This window comes from Paraburkholderia sp. D1E, assembly GCF_052682275.1.
The window spans coordinates 8111322-8130479 of the sequence record NZ_JBQYMB010000001.1 but is presented as its reverse complement, the minus strand read 5'-3'; the positions used below and the strand labels follow the sequence as shown (position 1 = coordinate 8130479).

Sequence of the window (19158 nt, the reverse complement as noted above, 5' to 3'; positions counted from 1 at the left end):
TGTTTGACGCCAGTCTGAGGAGTGGCCTGGTACTAGTTCCCGGAAGTCCGCCGCCCGCGGCGCTTTGTGTGGTCTTTGTTTTCATTGGTGCTTAACGCGTCTCTTGATATGCTCGATTGAGAGGCGTCTCGCACGCGCGCACGGCGTTCCGGCGATGGCGGGATCGATTCTTTGATATTCAGGGCAGTCGGCGAACTGCTCTTTGGCTGCGTGTGGCTGGTTGCGATCACGAACTCAATAAACGTCGCGATTTTTGCCTTGTTCTCCTCAGACAGCTGCGCGTAACGCTCGCGGTCATATGCGATGACATCGGTGCGCGTTGCCTGCGGTTCTTCGATTAGATCGTTCACCGAAACGCCGAACGCTTTCGCAAGGTCCAATACTGATACCAGCAGCGCGTCGGTTTGGCCCGCGAGCAGGCGGTTTATCGAACTTTGTGACATACCGGCTTTGGCCGCGAGCTTAGGCTGCGTGTCAAGAGCTGGCCTCTCGCGCATCAGTCGGCGAACGTTCTCCGCCAAGATTTCCCGTACCGGTCGTGTTTTCATGCCTGCAATCTTGCCGAATACGGATATCGGTGTGCGGATAGTATTTGCATGTATCCCGCTTGCAGATATATCCGAGTGCGGATAGTATGGCGCTACATTCACGATGACATCTCCCGAAATGAGTCAAGCAAATGAACCAATGCTTGCCGCTGTCGTACGCCAGCTAAGGCAGACGAAGGGCGACTGGCCAGCGGTCTCGAGCGGTAGTGCCGTGCCGTACTCCACGGTAGTGCACATTGCGCAAGGTCGGATCGGAGATCCGCGCGTATCGACGGTGCAGGCTCTCTTCGATTACTTCGCGCGGCGAGACCTGCAATCGGTCGTTGCCATCAAAGCTTCCATAAAAGTGGAAAACGCCCTTGCTTCCCGTCGTTGACGGTTGGAGCGCTCGATCGCGTCTTTGACGCGCCGGGCGGAGAAGCGTCGCGCGGCGGTTGTTGGGCTACGCATCACGCTTCTCCGCGCTGAAGGAGAGAACGATGAAGAAACTGTATGCGCAGCTTGTCCTGTTCTTGATCAAACCAGCGTTGAAGCTCGAGGCGGAAATCGAATTCGCCGAATGGACAGGGGGCGACGCGGAAAGGCGGCGCCGTATATCCGAGCCTGATCCCGATTTGATTAAAAGCGCGACGCGGTCAATGTCGCCTCGCGGTGAATTCCGGGTCACACGCGACGAGAGGATGAAAGGTCTCGTGCGCGCGTAGCGTGGCGTGAGGCCGGAATAATCCTGCTCTAAGGTTTGAGTGCGAATAGCGAGGTTTCGAACACGTCCACTAATTCGGCCCGACAGGCGTCGCGCTGCGGGCTCGGACTCCAACTGTCCGTGGAAGCGATCATGGCTTTGCAAATTTTGTCGAGATCGGCTTCGCTTTGGCCTTTCAGCTTTGCGATCTCGGCAAACATGAGCGCTGTTAGCGTGCGATACGCAAAGAGCTGGCCTTTCAACTCGTCGATTTGTTGCTTCAGTTCCTGTTCGTTCATGAGTGCCCCGTTCGTGTGGTTGGTAGGTATAGAAGCTCGCCATTTTCGCATGTTCGAGGCTGCGCTCTTTTTTGCTCATTTGATTCACCGTTTTGCTGTGGGTGAACGAATCGTATGAAAACGAGCCGTGCGTAAACAGCATGAAAAATAGTTATCCACAAGGGGTTAGCGTGACCTGCCGATACAGCGATACAACCTGGACCGATGTCCTCTATACGTCAGTACTCAAAACGCCGGGAAAGGTAGAGGACGCAGCGCGGTTTCTGACTGAGCGTCGCGGAATCCGTCTCACCGGCGAATCACTGCGCCTTAAGTTGCGCGAAGTGGAGGGCGCCCGGATCTCGGGCGAAATGTTTGAGCTGCTCGTCGAATGGATGCTCGAGAAGAACCAACCGCATGCGCTGGATGCGGTGCACGCGTTCAACGCGCGCTTCGGACTGGTTGCCGCCCTGGCGCCACGTCCTGATACCGCTGATGGCATCACGGCGCTGGTGACAGCCGCGCTCGGTGTAAGCGACAAGACTGGGCGACTCGCCGAGGAAGTGCGACGCGCAGCCGAAGATGGCGTCATAGAGCCACTCGAAGTCGAGGCGATCGAGCGAATTGGCCGGGACGGTCAGCGCCAGATCGAACAGACGATCACGACTGCGCGCGCTGCAGCAGGTCTGAGCCGCAGCTAAGTTGCCTTTCGCTTACCGGGGGAAAACATGGGTGCAAATGACCCATTGGAAGCGCGCGATCCTATCGCGTCGATAGAGTCAGAGCAGGCCGTGCTCGGCGCGATCATGCTTGATAACGAGGCGTTCGATCGAATCGTGCACCTCGTCGGTGAGAAGGACTTCACGCTACCCGAGCATCGTTCGATCTTTCGCGCGATCTCGCGGATGCTGGCCACGCATCGCCAGGCTGATGCGATCACCATATACGAATTTCTGTCGTCCCATGGATCGAAGATCCGACACCCGCTCCAATACCTCAACGAAATCGTTCAGTCGACGCCGAGTGCCGCGAACGTAGTTCGCTATGCGGAGATCGTGCGTGCCCGCTCGCTGTTACGCGCGACGATGGCCGCAGCGCGACAGGTAATCGATCTCTGTCACAACACTGCCGGGCGCGAAGTGCTCGACATTATCGACCAGGCGCAGGCGTCGTTCATGCGGCTATCTGACGTCGATCAACGTGCTGATGGCTTTACCGCAATCGTGCCCTCGCTCACGCGTGTGGTTGAGCGAGTGGATGAGCTTTACCACAAGGGGCCGGCTGCCGGCATAACCGGGACAGCGACAGGTTTCGATGATCTGGACCGCATGCTCGACGGAATGCACGGTGGCGAGTTGATTATCGTCGGTGGACGGCCATCGATGGGCAAAACCTCGTTCGCCATGAACATCGCGGAGCACGTCGCGATTCGCCTGGGACTGCCTGCTGCCGTTGCGTCGCTTGAAATGCCAACTGAGCAGCTGACGCAGCGCATGCTCGCCTCTCAAGCGCGCATCAACCAGCATCGCTTGCGCACCGGCAAGCTCGAGCAGGATGACTGGCCTCGCCTGACGCATGGCGTGCAGTTGATGGCCGATGCGCCAATTCATGTCTTCGAGGGTGCGGGCCTCACGCCGACCAGCCTCAAGGGCAAGTTGCGCCGCCTGAAACGCGAGGTTGGCCAACTCGGCGTAGTTGTGATCGATTACCTGCAGCTCATGAACGGCGACGGCTCGCACAACGACATGCGCGCAGCCGAACTGAGCGAAATTTCACGCTCGCTGAAGCTGATTGCGAAGGAACTGAAAGTACCTGTGATCGCACTTTCACAGCTAAACCGAGGCCTTGAGCAGCGACCGAACAAGCGGCCGGTGATGTCCGACCTGCGGGAATCCGGGGCGATCGAGCAGGACGCCGACGTGATTCTCTTTATCTATCGTGACGAGGTCTACAACCCCGACAGCGCTGATCGCGGGACAGCGGAAATCATCTGCGCAAAGCAGCGCAACGGGCCGATCGGCACGGTGCGCCTCACCTTCCAGAACGCATTAACCCGGTTCGAGAATTTCGCCTCGCCGGGAAGTGGGCATTGATCTATGGCAACCGTAACTCCGTTTTTTACCTGGCGTCGCGCCATGACCTGCAGCGAATTGCCGTCGACGACCAAGCTGGTCCTGTTCGTGGTCGCGGAATACGCAAACGCGGTCGATGACATTGTCTGGCCGTCTATCGAATCGCTCGCGGAAAGAGCGTCGTTATCCGAGCGGGCCGTTGCAAAGCACCTTGCGATAGCCGAGCGTGACGGCTGGCTGGCGCGCTGGAAATCGCGCAGGCCAGATCGCAAATGGGCGCATTCGCACTACCGGTTCTCGATTCCCGCGATCGTCGCAAAGCAGCAGCGTGACGCGATCGATCTGGATCTCGCGGCGGCGTCAGATGGTGATGAAATTTTGAACAAGGATGAACGTCGTTCCACTCGTGCTCAGGAAATGGGCAGATCGGAACCACGTGCAGGTAACTCCGGTGAATTGAATGAACCATGTGCAGGTAACTCGCGTGCTCCGACCGAACAGGGTGCGGGCGATTTGATGGACGCTGTCCCGGAGGCGAATTCCGAAAGTTACCTGCACCACGTTCCTACTAAGTACCCAGTAAACAGAGATTGTATAAAACCTTCTCTCTCTCAACCCACAGTGGTAAACGAAGCTACAGACGTTCAGAGAGTAAAACCCGATGAATCGAGTTTGTCAATTGCGCGGTGGATGTTCGAACGACTGCAGGCTGATGATTCAGGAATTGGAAAGCCGGACATGGAGGCGTGGGCGCGCGACGTGGACGCGATGATCGTGCTCGACGGCCGCGCGACCGATGCAATGGGAAAGCTGTTTGGCTACGCGCGTCGCGACAGGTTTTGGGCGAAGGTCATCACGTCGCCGGCCCGTCTGCGAAAAAACTGGGAGGAGCTTCGTGTTCGTCGAAACGGTTCGATCGCGGCGAAGCATGCGCAAGCGTCGACTCAACCAGCATCGAGTGTCCCGGACGACCGGGTCTGCGCTCACGTTGAGAACGGTTGCCGTTGCATGCATGCGGCAAGCACGATTATTGGCGCCGGCTCAGCGCGGCGTGGCTATTGCCGACAGCACATCGGCCAGTATGAAGATTGATCCGGGGGAAAGAGGAACATGAATCTCGAAGAACGTTTGACGAATTGGGCGAAAGCTCAAAGTTGCGGTAGTGGCGATGGTGGCCGTGATTCACTTGTCGCGAGCATCTACTTTCCGGGCGTGCCGGGCCGCAGTGTCAATTCGGCGCTCGACCTTGTGGACGCTAATCGTGTTGAGGTGGCGATGCGTGGGTTGATGCCGGTCGATCGGAAGATTTTGCAGATGCATTACGTGTGGCACAAGCCGCCATTCGTGATCTGCCGGCGGCTTGGACTGAAGGTACGGCCGACGACAGTGTTCGACTTCGCGCTCGCACATGCACGCCGATCTCTTGGCGAAAAGCTTCTCGAACCGAAGCGCGAGTTCGTGTCGATGCAGTCGATTATCGATCGGTTGCAGTCCGAACCTCTTGCAGAAACGAAATAGGTCGTCTACACTCCGCTCCACAATCTGATCCGGTTTCTACCGAGTGCGCGCGGCCTTTGCCGGGCTGCACTACGTCGATAGAAAGTGGCTTCAGAAGGCAGCAGGTCAAGCAAGCCCTGAGCGCGCAAGCGTCAGGGCTTTTTTGCGTCTGGCCGTCGGTTTCTCGCGACCCGCATGCCATTGCCCGCGCCGGCCCGATCTTGCCGCCGATGCGTAAAAAATAGGCATGGCCGGGGACCCTATAGGCCTCAGGCACACGGGGGCTCACACCCGCGTTTTTTCTCTACTGGCGAAACATCAAGGGGGGTCATATTCATGCCCACTCAACAGCAGATCGCGGATCACCTCGATCTCGATCAGTCTGCGGTGTCGCGGCTAGTCGAGAAGCTTGGCATTGACCACCGGCAGTCTTCGATGGACGAGATCCGCGTCGATTACATCCGGCACCTGCGCGGCATTGCGGCGGGCCGGGTGGGCGACGGTGGTTACGACCTCGCCACTGAGCGTGCGATGACCGAGCGCGTGGAGCGCGAGATCAAGATCCTCACGCTCGCGGAGAAGAAGGGCCAGCTCGTGAACGCGGAGCAGCTCGAGCGGGCCTATGGCCAGATGGTCAGCGCGTTTCAATCGGAACTCGTCTCGCTGCCGGACAAACTGGTCCAGGAGCTACGTACGCTCTACGGTGTCGAAGTCGATGTCGAAATCCTGAATGGGCATGTCAATGGATGCCTCGAACAGTTGGCTCGATACGAGCCAGACAGTACACGCAGTGCTGCGGCGCCTGGCGAGCCTGCTGAAGCCGGGGGAGAAGCTCTCGACGACTGAGTGGGCGCGTCGACACCGACGACTTAGCGCGAAGGCGGCGGCGAGCCCCGGCCGGTACAACCCGGATATCACGCCCTGGGTGCTGGGCATGCATGCGGCGCTCGACGATCCGCGTGTGCAGAAAGTCGTGTGCATGAAGTCTGCACAGGTGGCGTGGACTGACGGCGTGCTGCTGAACTACGTCGGACGGCGGATCGACATCGATCCGTGCCCGATGATCATCATGTTCGCGAAAGAGAAGTCGGCGAAGAAATTCAACCTCGAAAAATTTGAACCAATGGTCGAGGTGACGCCGCGCCTTTCTGCAAAACTGCCCGTGCATGCGGGCCGGGACAGGAACAATCTGTGGGACCACAAGACGTTCGCGCGTGGGTTCCTCAAGTTCATCACGTCAAATGCGCCAGACGATGTGAAGTCGACACCGGCGCCGGTGGTGGCGGTCGAGGAGCCGGATGATGCGAACCAGAACGTGCGCGAGCAGGGGGATTCCATCACGCTGCTCGAGGAGCGCAACAAGAGCTACTCGGACAGCCGGCGCAAGGTGATCTTTGGGGGCACGCCAACGGTCGACGGTTTCTCGCGCATCGCGCAGGCATACGAAGCATCGGACCAGCGGCGCTATCTGGTGCCGTGCCCGGACTGCGGTGAAGAGCACGAAATGGCGTGGGATAACGTCACGTGGTTGGAGGATGCAGAAAAGCCTCACGAGGTCTTCGGTCTCGCGCGGCCCGAGTCGGCCCGCTATGCGTGCCCGTTCTGTGGCAGCCTTTGGGACGACACCGCGCGCTTTCGTGCGGTGCGCCACGGGCGGTGGGTGGCGACCGCTGCGTTTCACGGCGTCGCCGGCTTCCGGTTGAATGAGCTGGTGTCGCCGTTTCCGGGCTCGCGCCTCGCCGAACTGGTCAAGAAGCGACTGGTTGCAGAGAAGGCGCTGCGCGCGGGCGACGATACGAAGATGCGCTCGTTCGTGAACAACACCGAGGGGAGGCCGTACAGATACGAGAGCGACATTCCGGAGATCGAGCTGCTCGCTGCGCGCGCGCTCGACTATCCGGTCTTTACGGTGCCGGCCCGCGCACTGCTACTCACGATCGGCATCGACGTGCAGCATGACCGCATTGCGGTGGTGCTGCGTGCCTGGGGCCGTGGTGAAGAAAGCTGGCTCGTGCTGTGGGACGAGATTTACGGCAACGTGCTCGAACAGGGTAACGATCCGATGGTGGGCGGCGTGTGGGGCGCGCTGACCGAACTGCTGACGCAGGGCTACCGGCACGCGAACGGCTGGATTTTGCGCGTGCGCGCTTCGTCGATCGACTCGTCGGACGGTTCGACCTCCGATGCGGTGTATCGCTATGTGCGTGTCGCGCAGAAGCGCGGCATCAACATCATGGCGATCAAGGGTGCGAAGGATGCCGGCGCGGAAGTGTTCAGCGTGCCCAAGGCGTCGGTCGACTCGGTGCGTAACAACAGCAAGGCCGCGAAGTATGGACTGCGTCCGTATATGGTCGGTGTGAGCCGGGCCAAGGATCTGATTCTCGATAACCGGTTGAAGCTCGAAGGCGAGGGGCCGGGGCGATTGCACTGGTATCAGGGCGTGCGTGCAGATTATCTGCAGCAGCTCACCGCCGAGGTGAAGGTGCCGGGGCGCATCGGCGGCAAGCGCGTCTGGCAGAAGAAAGCCGGTGCGCGTAACGAGGCGCTCGATTGCGAGGTGTATGCGCTGCATGCGGCGCGCAGCATCAAGACGCATCTCATGACGGAGGCGCACTGGATGATTGAGCAGAACCGGCTTGCGCAGGCATCGCTGTTCGACACGATACCGGTGGCGACGGCGCTGCCGGCGGTCGGTGATGTGGATACGGTGCATGCACCGGCTACCGACGAGGTTGGAACGACTGAAGACAAACCTGCTGCACTCGCTGGACCACCAGATCCGGCACACGACTGGCCGCTCGCGACCAGTGTGCCCCGTACATCCCCACCCGGAACCCCGCCATCGAGCGGGGTTTCGCGTTTTCAGGGTCGGCGCACGGGCCGCTCGGCGTACCTGAAGCGTCGCTAATTACTTACCGGAGCCGCATATGGCCTACACCGCAGCGGATCTTTCCCGCATCCAGTCGGCAATCGCGAAGGGTGAGCTTGAAGTGCAATACGCGGATCGCAAGGTCCGCTATCGCAGTATCGCCGAGCTGCGCGAAGCGCAGACCGAGATCGTCCGTGCGCTGGACCGGGCCAATCCGCGCTCGCGCGTGTTCCGCCTGCGGCACGGCGGCAAGGGGATCCGATGAAGCGCACGGGTTCAGGAAATTATCCGTCGCTCGCGCAGCGCGGCTTTGTGCTGCCCACGCGTCTCGCCCCCGCACGCCTGAAAGCGTCGGCCTACGAGGCGGCCGGGGCATCGGGTGCGCGCGGGCGCTCGTGGCAGACGTCTCGCGCCGGACCGAACGCCGCCGCCGTGCAGAACCTGCCGCTGCTGCGCAGCCGCGCGCGCGATGCGATCCGTAACGATCCGTGGGCGAAGACTGCGATCTCGCGGCTCGTGTCGAACACGATCGGCACGGGCATCCAGCCGCATCCGCAGCATCCGGATCCGGCGATCCGCCGGCAGCAGAAGCAGTTGTGGGACGACTGGGTCAGTGAATCGGACGCGGATGGTCTGCTCGACTTCTACGGTCAGCAGACGCTTGCCGCACGCGCCTTCTTTGGTGATGGCGAGGTGCTGCTGCGTCGGCGCATGCGGCGGCCGGAGGCCATGCTCGCGGTGCCGATGCAGGTTCAGGTGCTCGAAGCCGACATGCTACCGGTTGAAAAAAACGAAATGACGGCGGGCGGTGGCGAGATCGTCAACGGCGTGGAGTTCGACGCCGACGACCAGCGCCTCGCATACCACCTGCTGCGCCGTCATCCCGGTGAATACAACCGGGTGTCGTCGGGCTCGATGCTGACGACACCGGTACCGGCCGACGACATCGCGCACGTGTTCCAGCCGCTGCGCGCCGGACAGGTGCGTGGCGTGCCGGAGTTATCCACCGTGTTGCTGCGTTTGCATTCGCTCGACAACTTCGACGATGCGGTGCTGTTCCGGCAGGAGATCAGCAACCTCTTTGCCGGGTTTCTGGTCAAGCCCAACGCCGAGCCGGGGCTGCTGGGCGACCCGGTGACGGGCGAGGGTCTTGAGTTCGACTCGGATGGCTTCTCGCCGGTCGTGTCGCTCGAGCCCGGCACGGTGCAGGAACTGGCGCCCGGAGAGGACATGCGCTTTGCGACGCCGCCCGGCGCGGGTGCGGATTATGGGCCGTTCATGCGTCAGCAACTGATGGCGGCCGCGGCCTCGGTCGGTATGCCGTACGAAATTCTCACGGGCGACCTGCGCGAGGTGAGCGATCGCGTATTACGCGTGCTGCTCAACGAATTCCGGCGCTCGGTCGAGCAGGTGCAGTGGAACATTTTTATTCACCAGTATTGCCGGCGCGTGTGGGCGTGGTGGGTCGACGCGTGCGTGCTGTCCGGCGCGATGGACGCACCGGATTTCCATCGAACGCGCCGCGAGTACCTGCGTGTGCGGTGGGTGCCGCAGGGATGGCCCTACATCCACCCGGTGCAGGACGTGAACGCACAGAAGCTCGCGATCCGCTCGGGGCTGACGAGCCGCTCGGCGTCGATCCTGAAGCAGGGCGAGGATCCGGAGCAGGTCGATCAGGAGAACGCGGCGGATAACGCGCGGGCCGATGGGCTGGGCCTGCGTTACGACACGGATCCGCGCTCGCGCGATATCGCTGGAGATGCGGCGGGTGATGCGGCAGGCAATCCAGTAAGCACGCCTTCTTCGAAGACAGGAACAGCAGATGAAAAATCGTAAGTGGTGGGATATCAGGGCGCTCACGAATGCGCAGGGCGCGAGCGTCGCCGAAATCCGGATCTATGACGAGATCGGCTTCTGGGGCACGGACGCGAAGACGTTCATTTCGCAGCTCGACGAGGCAGCGGCGAACGCCGATGAAATCGTGGTGGCGATCAACTCGCCGGGCGGCGACGTTTTTGATGCGTTTGCCATCTACAACGCACTGCGCCGTTACGCTGGGCGCGTTACTACCCGTGTCGACGGTGTGGCGGCGTCTGCCGCGTCGCTCGTCACCATGGCGGGCGATCGCGTTGTCATGCCCGAGAACGCGATGCTCATGATCCATAACCCGTGGACGGTAGCCGCCGGCACGTCGGCGGATCTGCGCGCGACGGCCGATTCGATGGACAAGGCGCGCGACGGCATTCTCGCCGCGTACCGCAACAAGAGCGGCAAGTCTGACGAGGAACTGACCGCGATGCTCGACGCGGAGACGTGGATGACGGCCACCGAGGCGAGGGAGGCGGGCTTTGCCGACGAGATCGAAGCGCCGGTGAAGCTCTCGGCGAGTATGCGAGCGGCCGGGCTGCTCGCGCGATTCGAGTCCGCGCCGTCTCCTGTTCAGGCGCTCGTCGACGAGGCGCTGGCCGAGGCTTCGAATCCAGATCCGGATATACCGACAGGCATTCCGCAGCTAGGCACGAAGACCGTGGCTGATCCTGTGCCACCGATTGCACCGGAGCCAACTGTGCAGGCGGAATCGCCGGGAGCGCTCGCCGCGCACGTGTTCAGTGCGTGCCGGGCGGCGAATCTGTCGGCGTGCGTGGAAAGCATCGTGACGACCACGGCGCTGAAGGATCGCGCGACGATCGACGCAGCGATCCGCAATGCGTCCGACATCGCGGGCCTGTGCGTCGCGACGAAGCTGCCGGAACTCACTGCGCAGTTCGTTGCCGACGGGCTGAATCCCGATCAGGTGCGCGCGCGTCTGTTCGACCGTGTGACGCAGGCACAGGCGCGCGTGAACAGCCGCCTGCCTCCAGTCAGCGACGATGCCGGGGCCAGCGGGTCTGCCGCGTCGGCGGCGGGGCCGAAGGCCTCGTCAGTCTACGCGGCGAGGCGCGCACGCATGAGTGCGCCCCCGAAGTGAGCAAAATAATTTTTACGGTCCACGTTGGCAGAACCATCCACGCGCAAACAGGCGCAAAGGAGAAGCGGGCACATGAACAGCATTAAAACCCAAGGCAATTTCACCGGCGAGTTCCTCCTTTCGGAGGGGCCGGGCCGGATCTCGCGCGAACAGATTGTCGTTGTCAAAGGCGATGCACTGCCCGCCGGGCAACTGCTCGGCACGATTGGCACCGGCGAGTACGCACCGTACGACAACACGGCGACCAGTGGGGCAGAAATGGTCACCGCGATCCTGTACGGGCCGCTCGCCGCATCGGATGAACAACGCGCTGCCGTGGGCATTGTGCGCCTCGCCGAAGTCACTGCGCAGCGCCTCACGGGTCTCGACGCAGCGGCACGCGCGGATCTTGCCGCGCACTACGTGATCGTGCGCTAGACGCAGCGATCTGCACTTCTTACCCTCTTTTCCAGACAGGAGAGTTACATGGCGGATATCGCCCTTCTCAACGACGACGCGTTTTCGCTATCGTCTCTCAGCGCAGCCATCAACGAGCAGCCTCAGGTACCGAGTCGCCTGGCGTCCCTTGGCCTCTTCGATGAAGAGGGTATTACGACGACCGTCGTGCAGATCGAACGCGATGGCGACACGCTCGCGCTCGTGCCGGTCGGCCAGCGCGGTGCGTCGGGCACCGTCGTTGTCGGCAGCAAGCGCAACATGATTCCTTTTAACACCGTGCACCTGCCACAGCGTGCGGCGATCGGCGCGGACGAGATCCAGAATCTGCGTGCGTTCGGCTCGGAGTCCGAACTCGAGGCTATCCAGACGGTCGTGAACAAGCGCCTCGCCAAGATGCGCCGGCAGCTCGATGCAACGACCGAATTCCACCGCATCGGCGCAATCAAGGGGCTGATCCTCGATGCGGACGGTAAAACCGTCGTGGCCAACCTGCTCAAACAGTTCGATATCGAGCACACGGAAATCGACTTCGAACTCGATCAGCCGAAAACCGAACTGCGTATCAAGTGCCTGGCGCTACTCGACGCAATCGAGGATGCGCTTGGCAACACGCCTTTCACCGGCGTGCGCGTGCTGTGCGGCCGTGGCTTCTGGAACCGTCTGATCGTGATGGAGTCGGTGAAGGAAACCTATCTCGCCACTGCCATGGCATCGGCGCTGCGCGGCGACCCGCGCGATACGTTCGAGTTCGGCGGCGTCACCTTCGAGCGCTACCGTGGCCGTGTGGGCAACGTCGGTTATGTGGCCGACGATGAAGCGTGGGCGGTGCCTGAAGGCGTGCCGGATCTGTTCATCACGCGCTTTGCGCCCGCCGACTACATGGAGACGGTGAATACGAACGGCCTGCCGTACTACGCGAAGCAGGAACTTATGGACTTTAGCAAGGGCGTCGAGCTCGAGGCGCAGTCCAATCCGATCCACCTGTGCACGCGTCCGAAGGCCGTCATCCGGCTGACGGTATAGGGCGCGCCGTATGTCGTTCCGTGAGCTTGTTGCGGATCTTGACGATGCAGTGGTCCGCGATCTGGCCGACGACGACATCATCGTTGACGGCGAGCCGGTTCGCGGCATGTTTGCCGCGCCCTGGCTCGGGCCGGACCTCGGGCGGCAGCGCACGCAACTGGAACACCCACAGGTGAGCGTGCGTGACGTCGACGCCGCGCGGGTCGTTCAGGGCAGTGTCGTGATCGTAGGCTCCGATACCTATGTGGTCTTCGAACTGCAGCCGGACGGTACGGGCTGGACAGTATTGCTTCTGCGGCCTCGTTAGGACGCTGCCGTGACGTCGCTGAAGCGTCGACGATGGAGACAGCATGGATGCACTGAAAGTGGAGATCGATGTCGGCCAGGTGACGGCGGCCCTTCAGGGGCTGTCGCCGTCTGCGATGCAGGCCGCCTGGCGGCGCACGCTGCGCAAGACCGCGGGATGGATAAAAAGCCAGACCGGCAAGGAAGTGTCGAAGGGCACGCAGATCCCGCAGAAGGCGATCCGCAAGCGACTGTACTTCTTCATGCGCTCAGCCGATACGGGCAAGGTGTGGCTCGGCCTGAACCCGATCGAGGCGCACCGGCTTGGATCCGTGCGTGAGACGAAAAAGGGCATGCGTGCGGGCCGCTTCATGTTCGACGGCGCGTGGCGGCAGACGAAGACAAAGCCTGACGGTCCTATCTACCAGCGGGTGGGTAAGGCCCGAACACCGTTCGAGGTAGTGAGCGTGGACTGGTCGAAGACGGGCGATCCGGCCTTCCGGCGTGCCGTAAGAATGTGCGAGGAGCGCCTCATGACGATCCTGAAGCAGGAAGTGAATTACGAAATCCAGAAAGCGTTGGGAGGGGGGCGCCGTGGACGAGGTAGTTGAGCTGACGGATGCTCCTGACGTACACGGGAGCATCGATATCCTTACCGCACTGCACGACGCGATGATCGCAGGTCTGCGCCGGCGTCTGCCGGATATGCCCGCGATCGATGCTTATCCACGCATTGGCAAGCGGATCCCGACGCCGTGCATTGCGATCGAAATGTCGGAAATGGAGCCGGGTCACGATCCGGGTACCGGACAGACTTCGCTCATCGGCCGCTTTCAGGCACGCGCGATTGTGGATCCGCTTGAGCCCCATGCAGACCTTGCGGTACGCCAGCTTGCCGCGCGCGTCGCGTGTGCGGTGCACGCGCAGACGTGGGAGGTGCCGGTCACGCCGGCGAGACTGGTGCAGATTGGCGACGACCCGTTCAAGCCGGAGCTCGACGCGTATCTGGTGTGGCTCGTCGAGTGGACGCACGAATTCGATCTGGGCGATGTGACGCCGCCGTTCCCGCCTGATGACGCGGTGGTCTTGTGGGGAGTCGATCCGGCGACGGGGAGGGGGCATGAGTCCGATTACTGGGATCCGGCGCAGGAATCGGCAAATGGTATCGGTGCGATGACATGAGCGACTACGAAATTGGCGAGGTTGACCGGTTGATTGCGAGCATTGTCCAGGCGGGCTTCGTCGACAGCGTCCAGTATGAACCGCCTTGCTGCAGGGTCCGTAACGGCGAGTGGGTGAGCGCATTGTTGCCATGGAAGACCTTTGCGGCCGGACGGGTACGCACGTGGTGTCCGCCATCGGTTGGCGAGCAGGCGATTGTGCTGGCTCCGTCGGGCACGCTGGCGGGCGCATTTGTGCTGGCCGGTTTTTATAGCGATACGCACGGCGGCGCAAATGGCGCGTCGGCCAGTCTGACGGCGACCGACTATCCGGACGGTGCGCATGAGCACTACGACCATGACGCGCATGAGTACGTGTTCTCGGTGCCTGCAGGCGGGCGCATTGTGTTCCGTATTGGCGATACACAGATGGAACTGACTGCGGCCGGCATTACGCAGACCACGCCGAAGCTTCTTGTCGATGCGCCGGATTCGACCTTCACCGGCAACAGCACGACGAAAAAACGCCTGACGTTCCGGGGCGGTATGACGGGCAGCAACGCGACGGGTGGTCCGGCCTCCGAGATCGACGGCGACGCGAGTTATACGGGGACCGTCAGATCGAAGGGCGTGTCGCTGCCGGATCACACGCACCTTGTGAAGCAGGTGGGTGCGCCGACCGACCCGCCCACAAAAAATTAGTGTGCTACCCCGGCATCGTCAGAAAAAAGCAACTTTGGCCTCGCATGTGTGCGGGGCTTTTTTATTCTGGAGCATCGGTATGCCGAAAGACAACGAAGTCATTGCCTTGCCACAAGCCGCGGTGCTGTCCGCTGGTGTGTCCGCCGCGGTGACATTCCGCGACAGGATGTTCAGGTCGCGTACGGTTGTGTTTCCAGATGGTGACACCGCAATGGTCGAGCGAAGCGTCGTTGTCGCGTCAACGCCTGAACATGTCGCCTTTCTCAACCAGCACGCCGACTTCGAGCGTGTCGGCGAGGCTGCCTGAGCATGGACGCACTGACCGGCATGGACCGGCATACGGGTATGCCCATTACCGGGGTTGATCACCTGAAGCAAAGCATCGGCGACATCCTGTCGACCCGCAAGGGCACAAGGCGCGAGCGCCCTGAGTACGGCTGTGACATTCCACGGATGGTTGATCTTCCCGTTACGCGGGGGTGGATCTCGACCGTGCAGGCCGAAGCCGCGCGCGCGATCGGACGATGGGAGCCCCGTATCAGGCTCTCGCGCGTCATGGTGTTGTCGGTCCTGGATGGGAGCGCGACTTTCCGGATTCAGGGCGTCTATATGGGCGATGAGATTCTGTTCGAGGTGACGACGTGACAACCATTGATCTGACCGCGATCGAGCCACCCGATGTGGTCGAAATGCTCGACTTCGAGGACATTTATCAGGATCTGATCGAACACTACAAGGGCATTTATCCTGACTGGACTGCGGCACTCGAATCGGATCCGGTGGTGAAGCTGATCGAGCTGGCTGCATATCGGGAGGTGCGCTTCCGGGCACGGGTGAACGATGCGGCGCGTTCGGTGATGCTGGCTTTTGCAACCGGTACGACGCTTGAGCATGTCGCGGCGCTCTTTGGGATCAAACGACTCGCGATCAAACCGACGGACCCGGAAGCCAGTGATGAACTGAAGGAAAAAGACGACGACCTGCGCTCGCGCACGCAGCTCGCGCCGCAAGGTTATTCGGTGGCTGGTCCAGAGGGTGCCTACAGGTCGCATGCGTTAAATGCCGATGGTCGTGTGCTGTCGGTGTCCGTGATCAGTCCGGCCCCGTGCGAAATCGTTGTCACGATCCTCTCGCGTGAGGGTGACGGCACAGCCAGTGACGAACTGGTCGGGATCGTGACGAGAGCGCTGCGGGCCGAGGATGTGCGACCGCTCGCGGAAAAGGTCACGGTACGCGGTGCGGAGATCATCCGGTACCGGATCCGCGCAACGCTGAAATTCTTCGCGGGTCCCGACCGCTCGGTTGTGCTGGCCGAGTCCAGAAAGCGTGTGCAGCAGTATGCCGACGACATGCACCGGATGGATATGGAAGTCACCCCAGACGGCTTGTACGCCGCGATCCGGGTGTCGGGCGTGCAGAAGGTCATCCTCGAAACACCGCCTGACGGGATCAGGGTCACGAAGCAGCAGGCGAGCTTCTGCACGGGAATCGAACTGATTGACGGGGGCGTGTATGACGGCGGGGCGTAGCAATAGTCTGTTGCCGGCCGGTTTGCTTCCTTCCAATGCGACGCCGCTCGAACGAAGCATTGCGGCGACCAGCGCGCGCATCAACGATATTCCGGTCCCGCTTGCCGATCTGATGAACCCGGACACGATTCCGCTCGCGCTGCTGCCGTGGCTCGCATGGCACCTCGGCATCGACACGTGGAAAGACTACTGGCCCGAACAGGTCAAGCGTGCGCGTGTGAAGGCTGCGATTCCGATCGCGCGGAAGAAAGGCACGGTTGCGGCCGTGCGCGAGGTTATCGCCACGTTCGGCGCCAATCTCGCACTACGCGAGTGGTTTGAGACGGATCCGCCGGGACGACCCGGTACGTTCGAGATCGTCATGACGGTGAGCGCCCGTGACGGGTTGCCGGCGACCGCCGCTTATGTCGCCGACATCATCGCGGAGATCGACCGTTCAAAGCGCGCGAGCGCGCATTACACGTTCACGCAAGGCTTTTCCATACAAGGCCGGCAAGGCGTTGCAGCGGCAGTTCGGCCTGCCCTGTACCGCCGGCTTTCACTCACGGATAAATGAACATGGCCGGGTCCATCATAAACATCACCGATGCCGGCCGCGCCGCGCTCGTCGCGCCTGGCAACGCTGGCACCAACGCACACAAGATCGTCGAAATCGGCCTGAGTACGGGCTGGTTCGACGCGTCTGATCGCACACTCAAAAAGCTGCCGAACGAGCTTAAGCGCATTACCACTTTCGCTGGCGAGAATGTCGCATTCGATACGATCCACGTCACGTTGCGCGACGACACGTCCGACCAGTACAAGCTTTTCGGCGTCGGCCTGTACTTCGAAAACAGCGTGCTATTCGGCGTCTATTGCCCGAGCGTTGCAGACGGCCCGATCATGGAGAAGTCGCCCGCAGCGATGGCGCTTCTCTCGGCCGATATGCAGTTCACGACGATCGACGCGACGAAGCTGGTTTTCGGCGATGCCAGCTTTACCAATCCGCCGGCGACCACCGAGCGGCAAGGTGTCGTCGAGCTGGCGACGCAAGCCGAAGTCAACGCTGGCACCGACGACTTGCGCGCCATTACGCCAAAGACCGCGGCGGCCCGCTATGCATCGCTCACCGGTGCCCTGTTTAGCGGTCAGGTCATTCTCGCCGAAGGAAGCCTTACCGCCCCCGGCCTGACGTTCGACAAGGACGGCGCGCCTGACACGGGCCTGTATCACATCGCCGACGGTTCGTTTGGCATCACCTCTAACGGGAAATCTGTTGCCCGCTTCACGACAGGCGGAACCGTATTCGACAAGAATATCCAGGTCGCAGCCGGCGTCCGCTCGCTGTTCGGCACCGCGACCGATGACGGCACGAACCTCGTGCAGATTGGCGGCAATGCGAGCACGCGGGGCGTGCATACGTTCGGCTATGGCGCGACAGTTGCATGGGCGAGCGCGGACACCACGGTGGCTTATTTCCGCTCGAACGGTCACGTATCTGTCGGCTCGGAAGCCGCTTCCGGATTTCTCGACCTCGTAGCTGGCAACACCGCCCGTGCCCGAATCCTGCCTTCTGGCCGTGTTCTTATCGGCCTTCCCGCAGCGGATGACGGCGTCAATACGCTACAGGTGAAAGGCCCGGTGAAAGGCTCGAATGACGTTGGTGGTCTCGTCGCCTCGAACGGTGGCGGCACGGGTCAGACATCGATCATGCTGACGCGTGAAGGCGCTGCGATCGACGAAAAGCGCTGGGAGATTATGCATGCGTCGACCGGTGCATTCTCTATCCGTTCGATCAATGATGCTTACTCGGCCGGCCGCTCGGCTATGGAGGTTGTGCGCCCCGCCGGCGGTGGTGTTACGGCGACCCTTATGAAACTGATGCTCGACGGAGGCCGCGTGCTCGTCGGCACGTCGGCCGATGACGGCTACAGCCGGTTGCAGGTAGCAGGAAACATTTCCGTCAACCGGGCGGCTGGCGAAGGCCAACTGGCGCTTGGCGGCAACGATGGGTATTTCTACGGAAACGCAGCGCAATGCGGCTGGTACTCGCCAACAAAGGGCGCGTTTCGTTACGACTTCACGAACCAGAATCTGTTTGTCGGCCCGGGGAACAATCCGGTATGGCATGCCGGCAACCTCACGCCGCTCGACCTGAAGAAAGACGGGACCATGTACGGCGACCTGTATTTCTCGGCGAGCAAGCGAGTCATTCTTGCCGAAGGTAGCGCAGCCTTTCCATCGCTGACATTTGCCAACGATGGTGCGCCGGATACTGGTCTCTATCACGTCAATGATGGCACGTTCGCCGTGACGTGCAACGGCATTACGACTGTTCGCTTTACCCCGGGCATCACCGCATTCGATCGGCCTCTAACGGGACCGACGCCGGCCGCCGGCGACGTGTCGACGCTGCTCTCGACGACTGAATGGGTTACGGCAAAGATCGCGGCGGCCGTGATCGGGCAAATCGTCATGGAGCCGCGCACGTCCGCACGGGCCGGCTACCTGAAGGTTAACGGCGCCCTGGTGAACCGGGCCGACTATCCAGCGTTGTGGGCCTATGCGCAGGCGAGCGGCGCGCTCGTAACAGAAGCGCAATGGTCGGCCGGCCGCTGGGGCTGTTTCTCAAGCGGCGACGGCGCGGCCACGTTCCGCATTCCCGAGCTGCGCGGCGAAAGCCTTCGCTGCTGGGACGACTCGCGCGGCATAGACAGCTATCGCGAAATCGGCTCATGGCAGGACAGCCAGAACCGGTCACACGCACACGGCGCCTCTGCCGGCGCGGTCGGCGATCACGCCCACAGCGCATGGACTGATACGCAGGGGTGGCACGGCCACACCTACAACGACGGCGGCCACGCCCACGGCATAGGTAACGGAGGAAGCCCCGGCGGTGACACGAGCACGGTCGCAGGTCCCGGCGCGAACCGCGCTCGTGTGACATCGACTGATGGCGCTGGAATCAATATCAGCATTAACGGTGACGGCAACCACACGCACGGTGTCGGCATGAATGGCGCCGGCGGGCACAGCCATGCAATCACCGTCAACGCAGACGGCGGCGCAGAAACCCGTGTGCGCAACGTCGCGTTGCTCGCAATGATCCGCGCTTACTGATCTGGAGA

Annotated in this window: 23 protein-coding genes; 21 read left to right on the top strand and 2 right to left on the bottom strand. The window is 61.7% G+C overall.

All coding sequences use genetic code 11. The features are described from left to right. Positions 1 to 32 precede the first annotated feature (32 nt). On the bottom strand, positions 33 to 548 hold the full coding sequence (locus ACUN0E_RS36475) for a helix-turn-helix domain-containing protein (protein WP_445569640.1): 516 nt from the start codon (positions 546 to 548) through the stop codon (positions 33 to 35). 479 nt (positions 549 to 1027) lie between these two features. On the opposite strand from ACUN0E_RS36475, the gene ACUN0E_RS36470 reads away from it, so the two are divergent. Beyond that, positions 1028 to 1252: a hypothetical protein gene (locus ACUN0E_RS36470; protein ID WP_445569639.1), complete on the top strand. Its 225-nt coding sequence runs from the start codon at positions 1028 to 1030 to the stop codon at positions 1250 to 1252. A gap of 28 nt (positions 1253 to 1280) precedes the next feature. Here the strand turns inward: ACUN0E_RS36470 and ACUN0E_RS36465 are convergent, their stop codons facing one another. After that, complete coding sequence (locus tag ACUN0E_RS36465) at positions 1281 to 1529, bottom strand: hypothetical protein (protein ID WP_445569638.1); 249 nt, start codon at positions 1527 to 1529, stop codon at positions 1281 to 1283. A gap of 350 nt (positions 1530 to 1879) precedes the next feature. On the opposite strand from ACUN0E_RS36465, the gene ACUN0E_RS36460 reads away from it, so the two are divergent. From ACUN0E_RS36460 to ACUN0E_RS36365, 20 genes are all read left to right on the top strand, one after another. After that, positions 1880 to 2209: a phage regulatory CII family protein gene (locus tag ACUN0E_RS36460; protein ID WP_445569637.1), complete on the top strand. Its 330-nt coding sequence runs from the start codon at positions 1880 to 1882 to the stop codon at positions 2207 to 2209. Positions 2210 to 2236: 27 nt separating this feature from the next. Further along, entirely contained in the window at positions 2237 to 3601 is a 1365-nt protein-coding gene (gene dnaB / locus ACUN0E_RS36455) for a replicative DNA helicase (RefSeq protein WP_445569636.1), read from the top strand. Positions 3602 to 3643: 42 nt separating this feature from the next. After that, positions 3644 to 4672, top strand: coding sequence for a helix-turn-helix domain-containing protein (locus ACUN0E_RS36450; protein ID WP_445569635.1), 1029 nt, complete (start codon positions 3644 to 3646; stop codon positions 4670 to 4672). A gap of 18 nt (positions 4673 to 4690) precedes the next feature. Beyond that, complete coding sequence (locus ACUN0E_RS36445) at positions 4691 to 5098, top strand: hypothetical protein (protein WP_445569634.1); 408 nt, start codon at positions 4691 to 4693, stop codon at positions 5096 to 5098. Between the two features lie 315 nt (positions 5099 to 5413). Then, on the top strand, positions 5414 to 5923 hold the full coding sequence (locus tag ACUN0E_RS36440) for a MarR family transcriptional regulator (protein ID WP_445569633.1): 510 nt from the start codon (positions 5414 to 5416) through the stop codon (positions 5921 to 5923). After that, positions 5820 to 7985: a phage terminase large subunit family protein gene (locus ACUN0E_RS36435; RefSeq protein ID WP_445569632.1), complete on the top strand. Its 2166-nt coding sequence runs from the start codon at positions 5820 to 5822 to the stop codon at positions 7983 to 7985. Before ACUN0E_RS36440 ends, ACUN0E_RS36435 begins: the two co-directional genes overlap by 104 nt. Before the next feature lie 19 nt (positions 7986 to 8004). Next, a complete protein-coding gene (locus ACUN0E_RS36430; protein ID WP_445569631.1) occupies positions 8005 to 8211 on the top strand; it encodes a phage head-tail joining protein in 207 nt (68 codons plus the stop codon). Continuing rightward, complete coding sequence (locus ACUN0E_RS36425) at positions 8208 to 9782, top strand: phage portal protein (RefSeq protein ID WP_445569630.1); 1575 nt, start codon at positions 8208 to 8210, stop codon at positions 9780 to 9782. Before ACUN0E_RS36430 ends, ACUN0E_RS36425 begins: the two co-directional genes overlap by 4 nt. Then, positions 9769 to 10914 carry a head maturation protease, ClpP-related gene (locus ACUN0E_RS36420; protein ID WP_445569629.1) on the top strand — a complete coding sequence of 382 codons (1146 nt, stop codon included), beginning with the start codon at positions 9769 to 9771 and terminating at the stop codon, positions 10912 to 10914. Before ACUN0E_RS36425 ends, ACUN0E_RS36420 begins: the two co-directional genes overlap by 14 nt. A 72-nt stretch (positions 10915 to 10986) precedes the next feature. After that, positions 10987 to 11331: a head decoration protein gene (locus tag ACUN0E_RS36415; RefSeq protein WP_445569628.1), complete on the top strand. Its 345-nt coding sequence runs from the start codon at positions 10987 to 10989 to the stop codon at positions 11329 to 11331. Between the two features lie 48 nt (positions 11332 to 11379). Beyond that, positions 11380 to 12375, top strand: coding sequence for a major capsid protein (locus ACUN0E_RS36410; protein WP_445569627.1), 996 nt, complete (start codon positions 11380 to 11382; stop codon positions 12373 to 12375). Between the two features lie 10 nt (positions 12376 to 12385). Further along, positions 12386 to 12682: a head-tail joining protein gene (locus tag ACUN0E_RS36405; protein ID WP_445569626.1), complete on the top strand. Its 297-nt coding sequence runs from the start codon at positions 12386 to 12388 to the stop codon at positions 12680 to 12682. 43 nt (positions 12683 to 12725) lie between these two features. Further along, positions 12726 to 13271 carry a phage tail protein gene (locus ACUN0E_RS36400; protein ID WP_445569625.1) on the top strand — a complete coding sequence of 182 codons (546 nt, stop codon included), beginning with the start codon at positions 12726 to 12728 and terminating at the stop codon, positions 13269 to 13271. Positions 13272 to 13332: 61 nt separating this feature from the next. Beyond that, positions 13333 to 13842 carry a hypothetical protein gene (locus tag ACUN0E_RS36395; RefSeq protein ID WP_445570583.1) on the top strand — a complete coding sequence of 170 codons (510 nt, stop codon included), beginning with the start codon at positions 13333 to 13335 and terminating at the stop codon, positions 13840 to 13842. Further along, positions 13839 to 14522: a phage baseplate assembly protein V gene (locus ACUN0E_RS36390; protein WP_445569624.1), complete on the top strand. Its 684-nt coding sequence runs from the start codon at positions 13839 to 13841 to the stop codon at positions 14520 to 14522. The genes ACUN0E_RS36395 and ACUN0E_RS36390 overlap by 4 nt, the downstream gene beginning before the upstream one ends. 79 nt (positions 14523 to 14601) lie before the next feature. Further along, complete coding sequence (locus ACUN0E_RS36385) at positions 14602 to 14829, top strand: hypothetical protein (protein ID WP_445569623.1); 228 nt, start codon at positions 14602 to 14604, stop codon at positions 14827 to 14829. 2 nt (positions 14830 to 14831) lie between these two features. Further along, positions 14832 to 15167 (top strand): GPW/gp25 family protein, encoded by a 336-nt coding sequence (locus tag ACUN0E_RS36380; RefSeq protein ID WP_445569622.1) that lies wholly within the window; start codon positions 14832 to 14834, stop codon positions 15165 to 15167. Next, a complete protein-coding gene (locus tag ACUN0E_RS36375) occupies positions 15164 to 16051 on the top strand; it encodes a baseplate assembly protein (RefSeq protein WP_445569621.1) in 888 nt (295 codons plus the stop codon). Before ACUN0E_RS36380 ends, ACUN0E_RS36375 begins: the two co-directional genes overlap by 4 nt. Then, positions 16035 to 16607, top strand: coding sequence for a phage tail protein I (locus ACUN0E_RS36370; protein WP_445569620.1), 573 nt, complete (start codon positions 16035 to 16037; stop codon positions 16605 to 16607). The genes ACUN0E_RS36375 and ACUN0E_RS36370 overlap by 17 nt, the downstream gene beginning before the upstream one ends. 2 nt (positions 16608 to 16609) lie before the next feature. Next, a complete protein-coding gene (locus tag ACUN0E_RS36365; protein WP_445569619.1) occupies positions 16610 to 19150 on the top strand; it encodes a phage tail protein in 2541 nt (846 codons plus the stop codon). The last annotated feature ends 8 nt before the right edge of the window (positions 19151 to 19158 follow it).

Coding starts and splice junctions, on each gene's coding strand:
- ACUN0E_RS36460 (WP_445569637.1), top strand. CDS start 1,880: ATGTTTGAGCTGCTCGTCGAATGGATGCTCGAGAAGAACCAACCGCAT.
- ACUN0E_RS36400 (WP_445569625.1), top strand. CDS start 12,726: ATGGATGCACTGAAAGTGGAGATCGATGTCGGCCAGGTGACGGCGGCC.
- ACUN0E_RS36395 (WP_445570583.1), top strand. CDS start 13,333: ATGATCGCAGGTCTGCGCCGGCGTCTGCCGGATATGCCCGCGATCGAT.
- ACUN0E_RS36410 (WP_445569627.1), top strand. CDS start 11,380: ATGGCGGATATCGCCCTTCTCAACGACGACGCGTTTTCGCTATCGTCT.
- ACUN0E_RS36435 (WP_445569632.1), top strand. CDS start 5,820: ATGGATGCCTCGAACAGTTGGCTCGATACGAGCCAGACAGTACACGCA.
- ACUN0E_RS36470 (WP_445569639.1), top strand. CDS start 1,028: ATGAAGAAACTGTATGCGCAGCTTGTCCTGTTCTTGATCAAACCAGCG.
- ACUN0E_RS36380 (WP_445569622.1), top strand. CDS start 14,832: ATGGACGCACTGACCGGCATGGACCGGCATACGGGTATGCCCATTACC.
- ACUN0E_RS36385 (WP_445569623.1), top strand. CDS start 14,602: ATGCCGAAAGACAACGAAGTCATTGCCTTGCCACAAGCCGCGGTGCTG.
- ACUN0E_RS36475 (WP_445569640.1), bottom strand. CDS start 548: ATGAAAACACGACCGGTACGGGAAATCTTGGCGGAGAACGTTCGCCGA.
- ACUN0E_RS36430 (WP_445569631.1), top strand. CDS start 8,005: ATGGCCTACACCGCAGCGGATCTTTCCCGCATCCAGTCGGCAATCGCG.
- ACUN0E_RS36445 (WP_445569634.1), top strand. CDS start 4,691: ATGAATCTCGAAGAACGTTTGACGAATTGGGCGAAAGCTCAAAGTTGC.
- ACUN0E_RS36415 (WP_445569628.1), top strand. CDS start 10,987: ATGAACAGCATTAAAACCCAAGGCAATTTCACCGGCGAGTTCCTCCTT.
- ACUN0E_RS36390 (WP_445569624.1), top strand. CDS start 13,839: ATGAGCGACTACGAAATTGGCGAGGTTGACCGGTTGATTGCGAGCATT.
- ACUN0E_RS36425 (WP_445569630.1), top strand. CDS start 8,208: ATGAAGCGCACGGGTTCAGGAAATTATCCGTCGCTCGCGCAGCGCGGC.
- ACUN0E_RS36465 (WP_445569638.1), bottom strand. CDS start 1,529: ATGAACGAACAGGAACTGAAGCAACAAATCGACGAGTTGAAAGGCCAG.
- dnaB (WP_445569636.1), top strand. CDS start 2,237: ATGGGTGCAAATGACCCATTGGAAGCGCGCGATCCTATCGCGTCGATA.
- ACUN0E_RS36370 (WP_445569620.1), top strand. CDS start 16,035: ATGACGGCGGGGCGTAGCAATAGTCTGTTGCCGGCCGGTTTGCTTCCT.
- ACUN0E_RS36450 (WP_445569635.1), top strand. CDS start 3,644: ATGACCTGCAGCGAATTGCCGTCGACGACCAAGCTGGTCCTGTTCGTG.
- ACUN0E_RS36440 (WP_445569633.1), top strand. CDS start 5,414: ATGCCCACTCAACAGCAGATCGCGGATCACCTCGATCTCGATCAGTCT.
- ACUN0E_RS36405 (WP_445569626.1), top strand. CDS start 12,386: ATGTCGTTCCGTGAGCTTGTTGCGGATCTTGACGATGCAGTGGTCCGC.
- ACUN0E_RS36365 (WP_445569619.1), top strand. CDS start 16,610: ATGGCCGGGTCCATCATAAACATCACCGATGCCGGCCGCGCCGCGCTC.
- ACUN0E_RS36420 (WP_445569629.1), top strand. CDS start 9,769: ATGAAAAATCGTAAGTGGTGGGATATCAGGGCGCTCACGAATGCGCAG.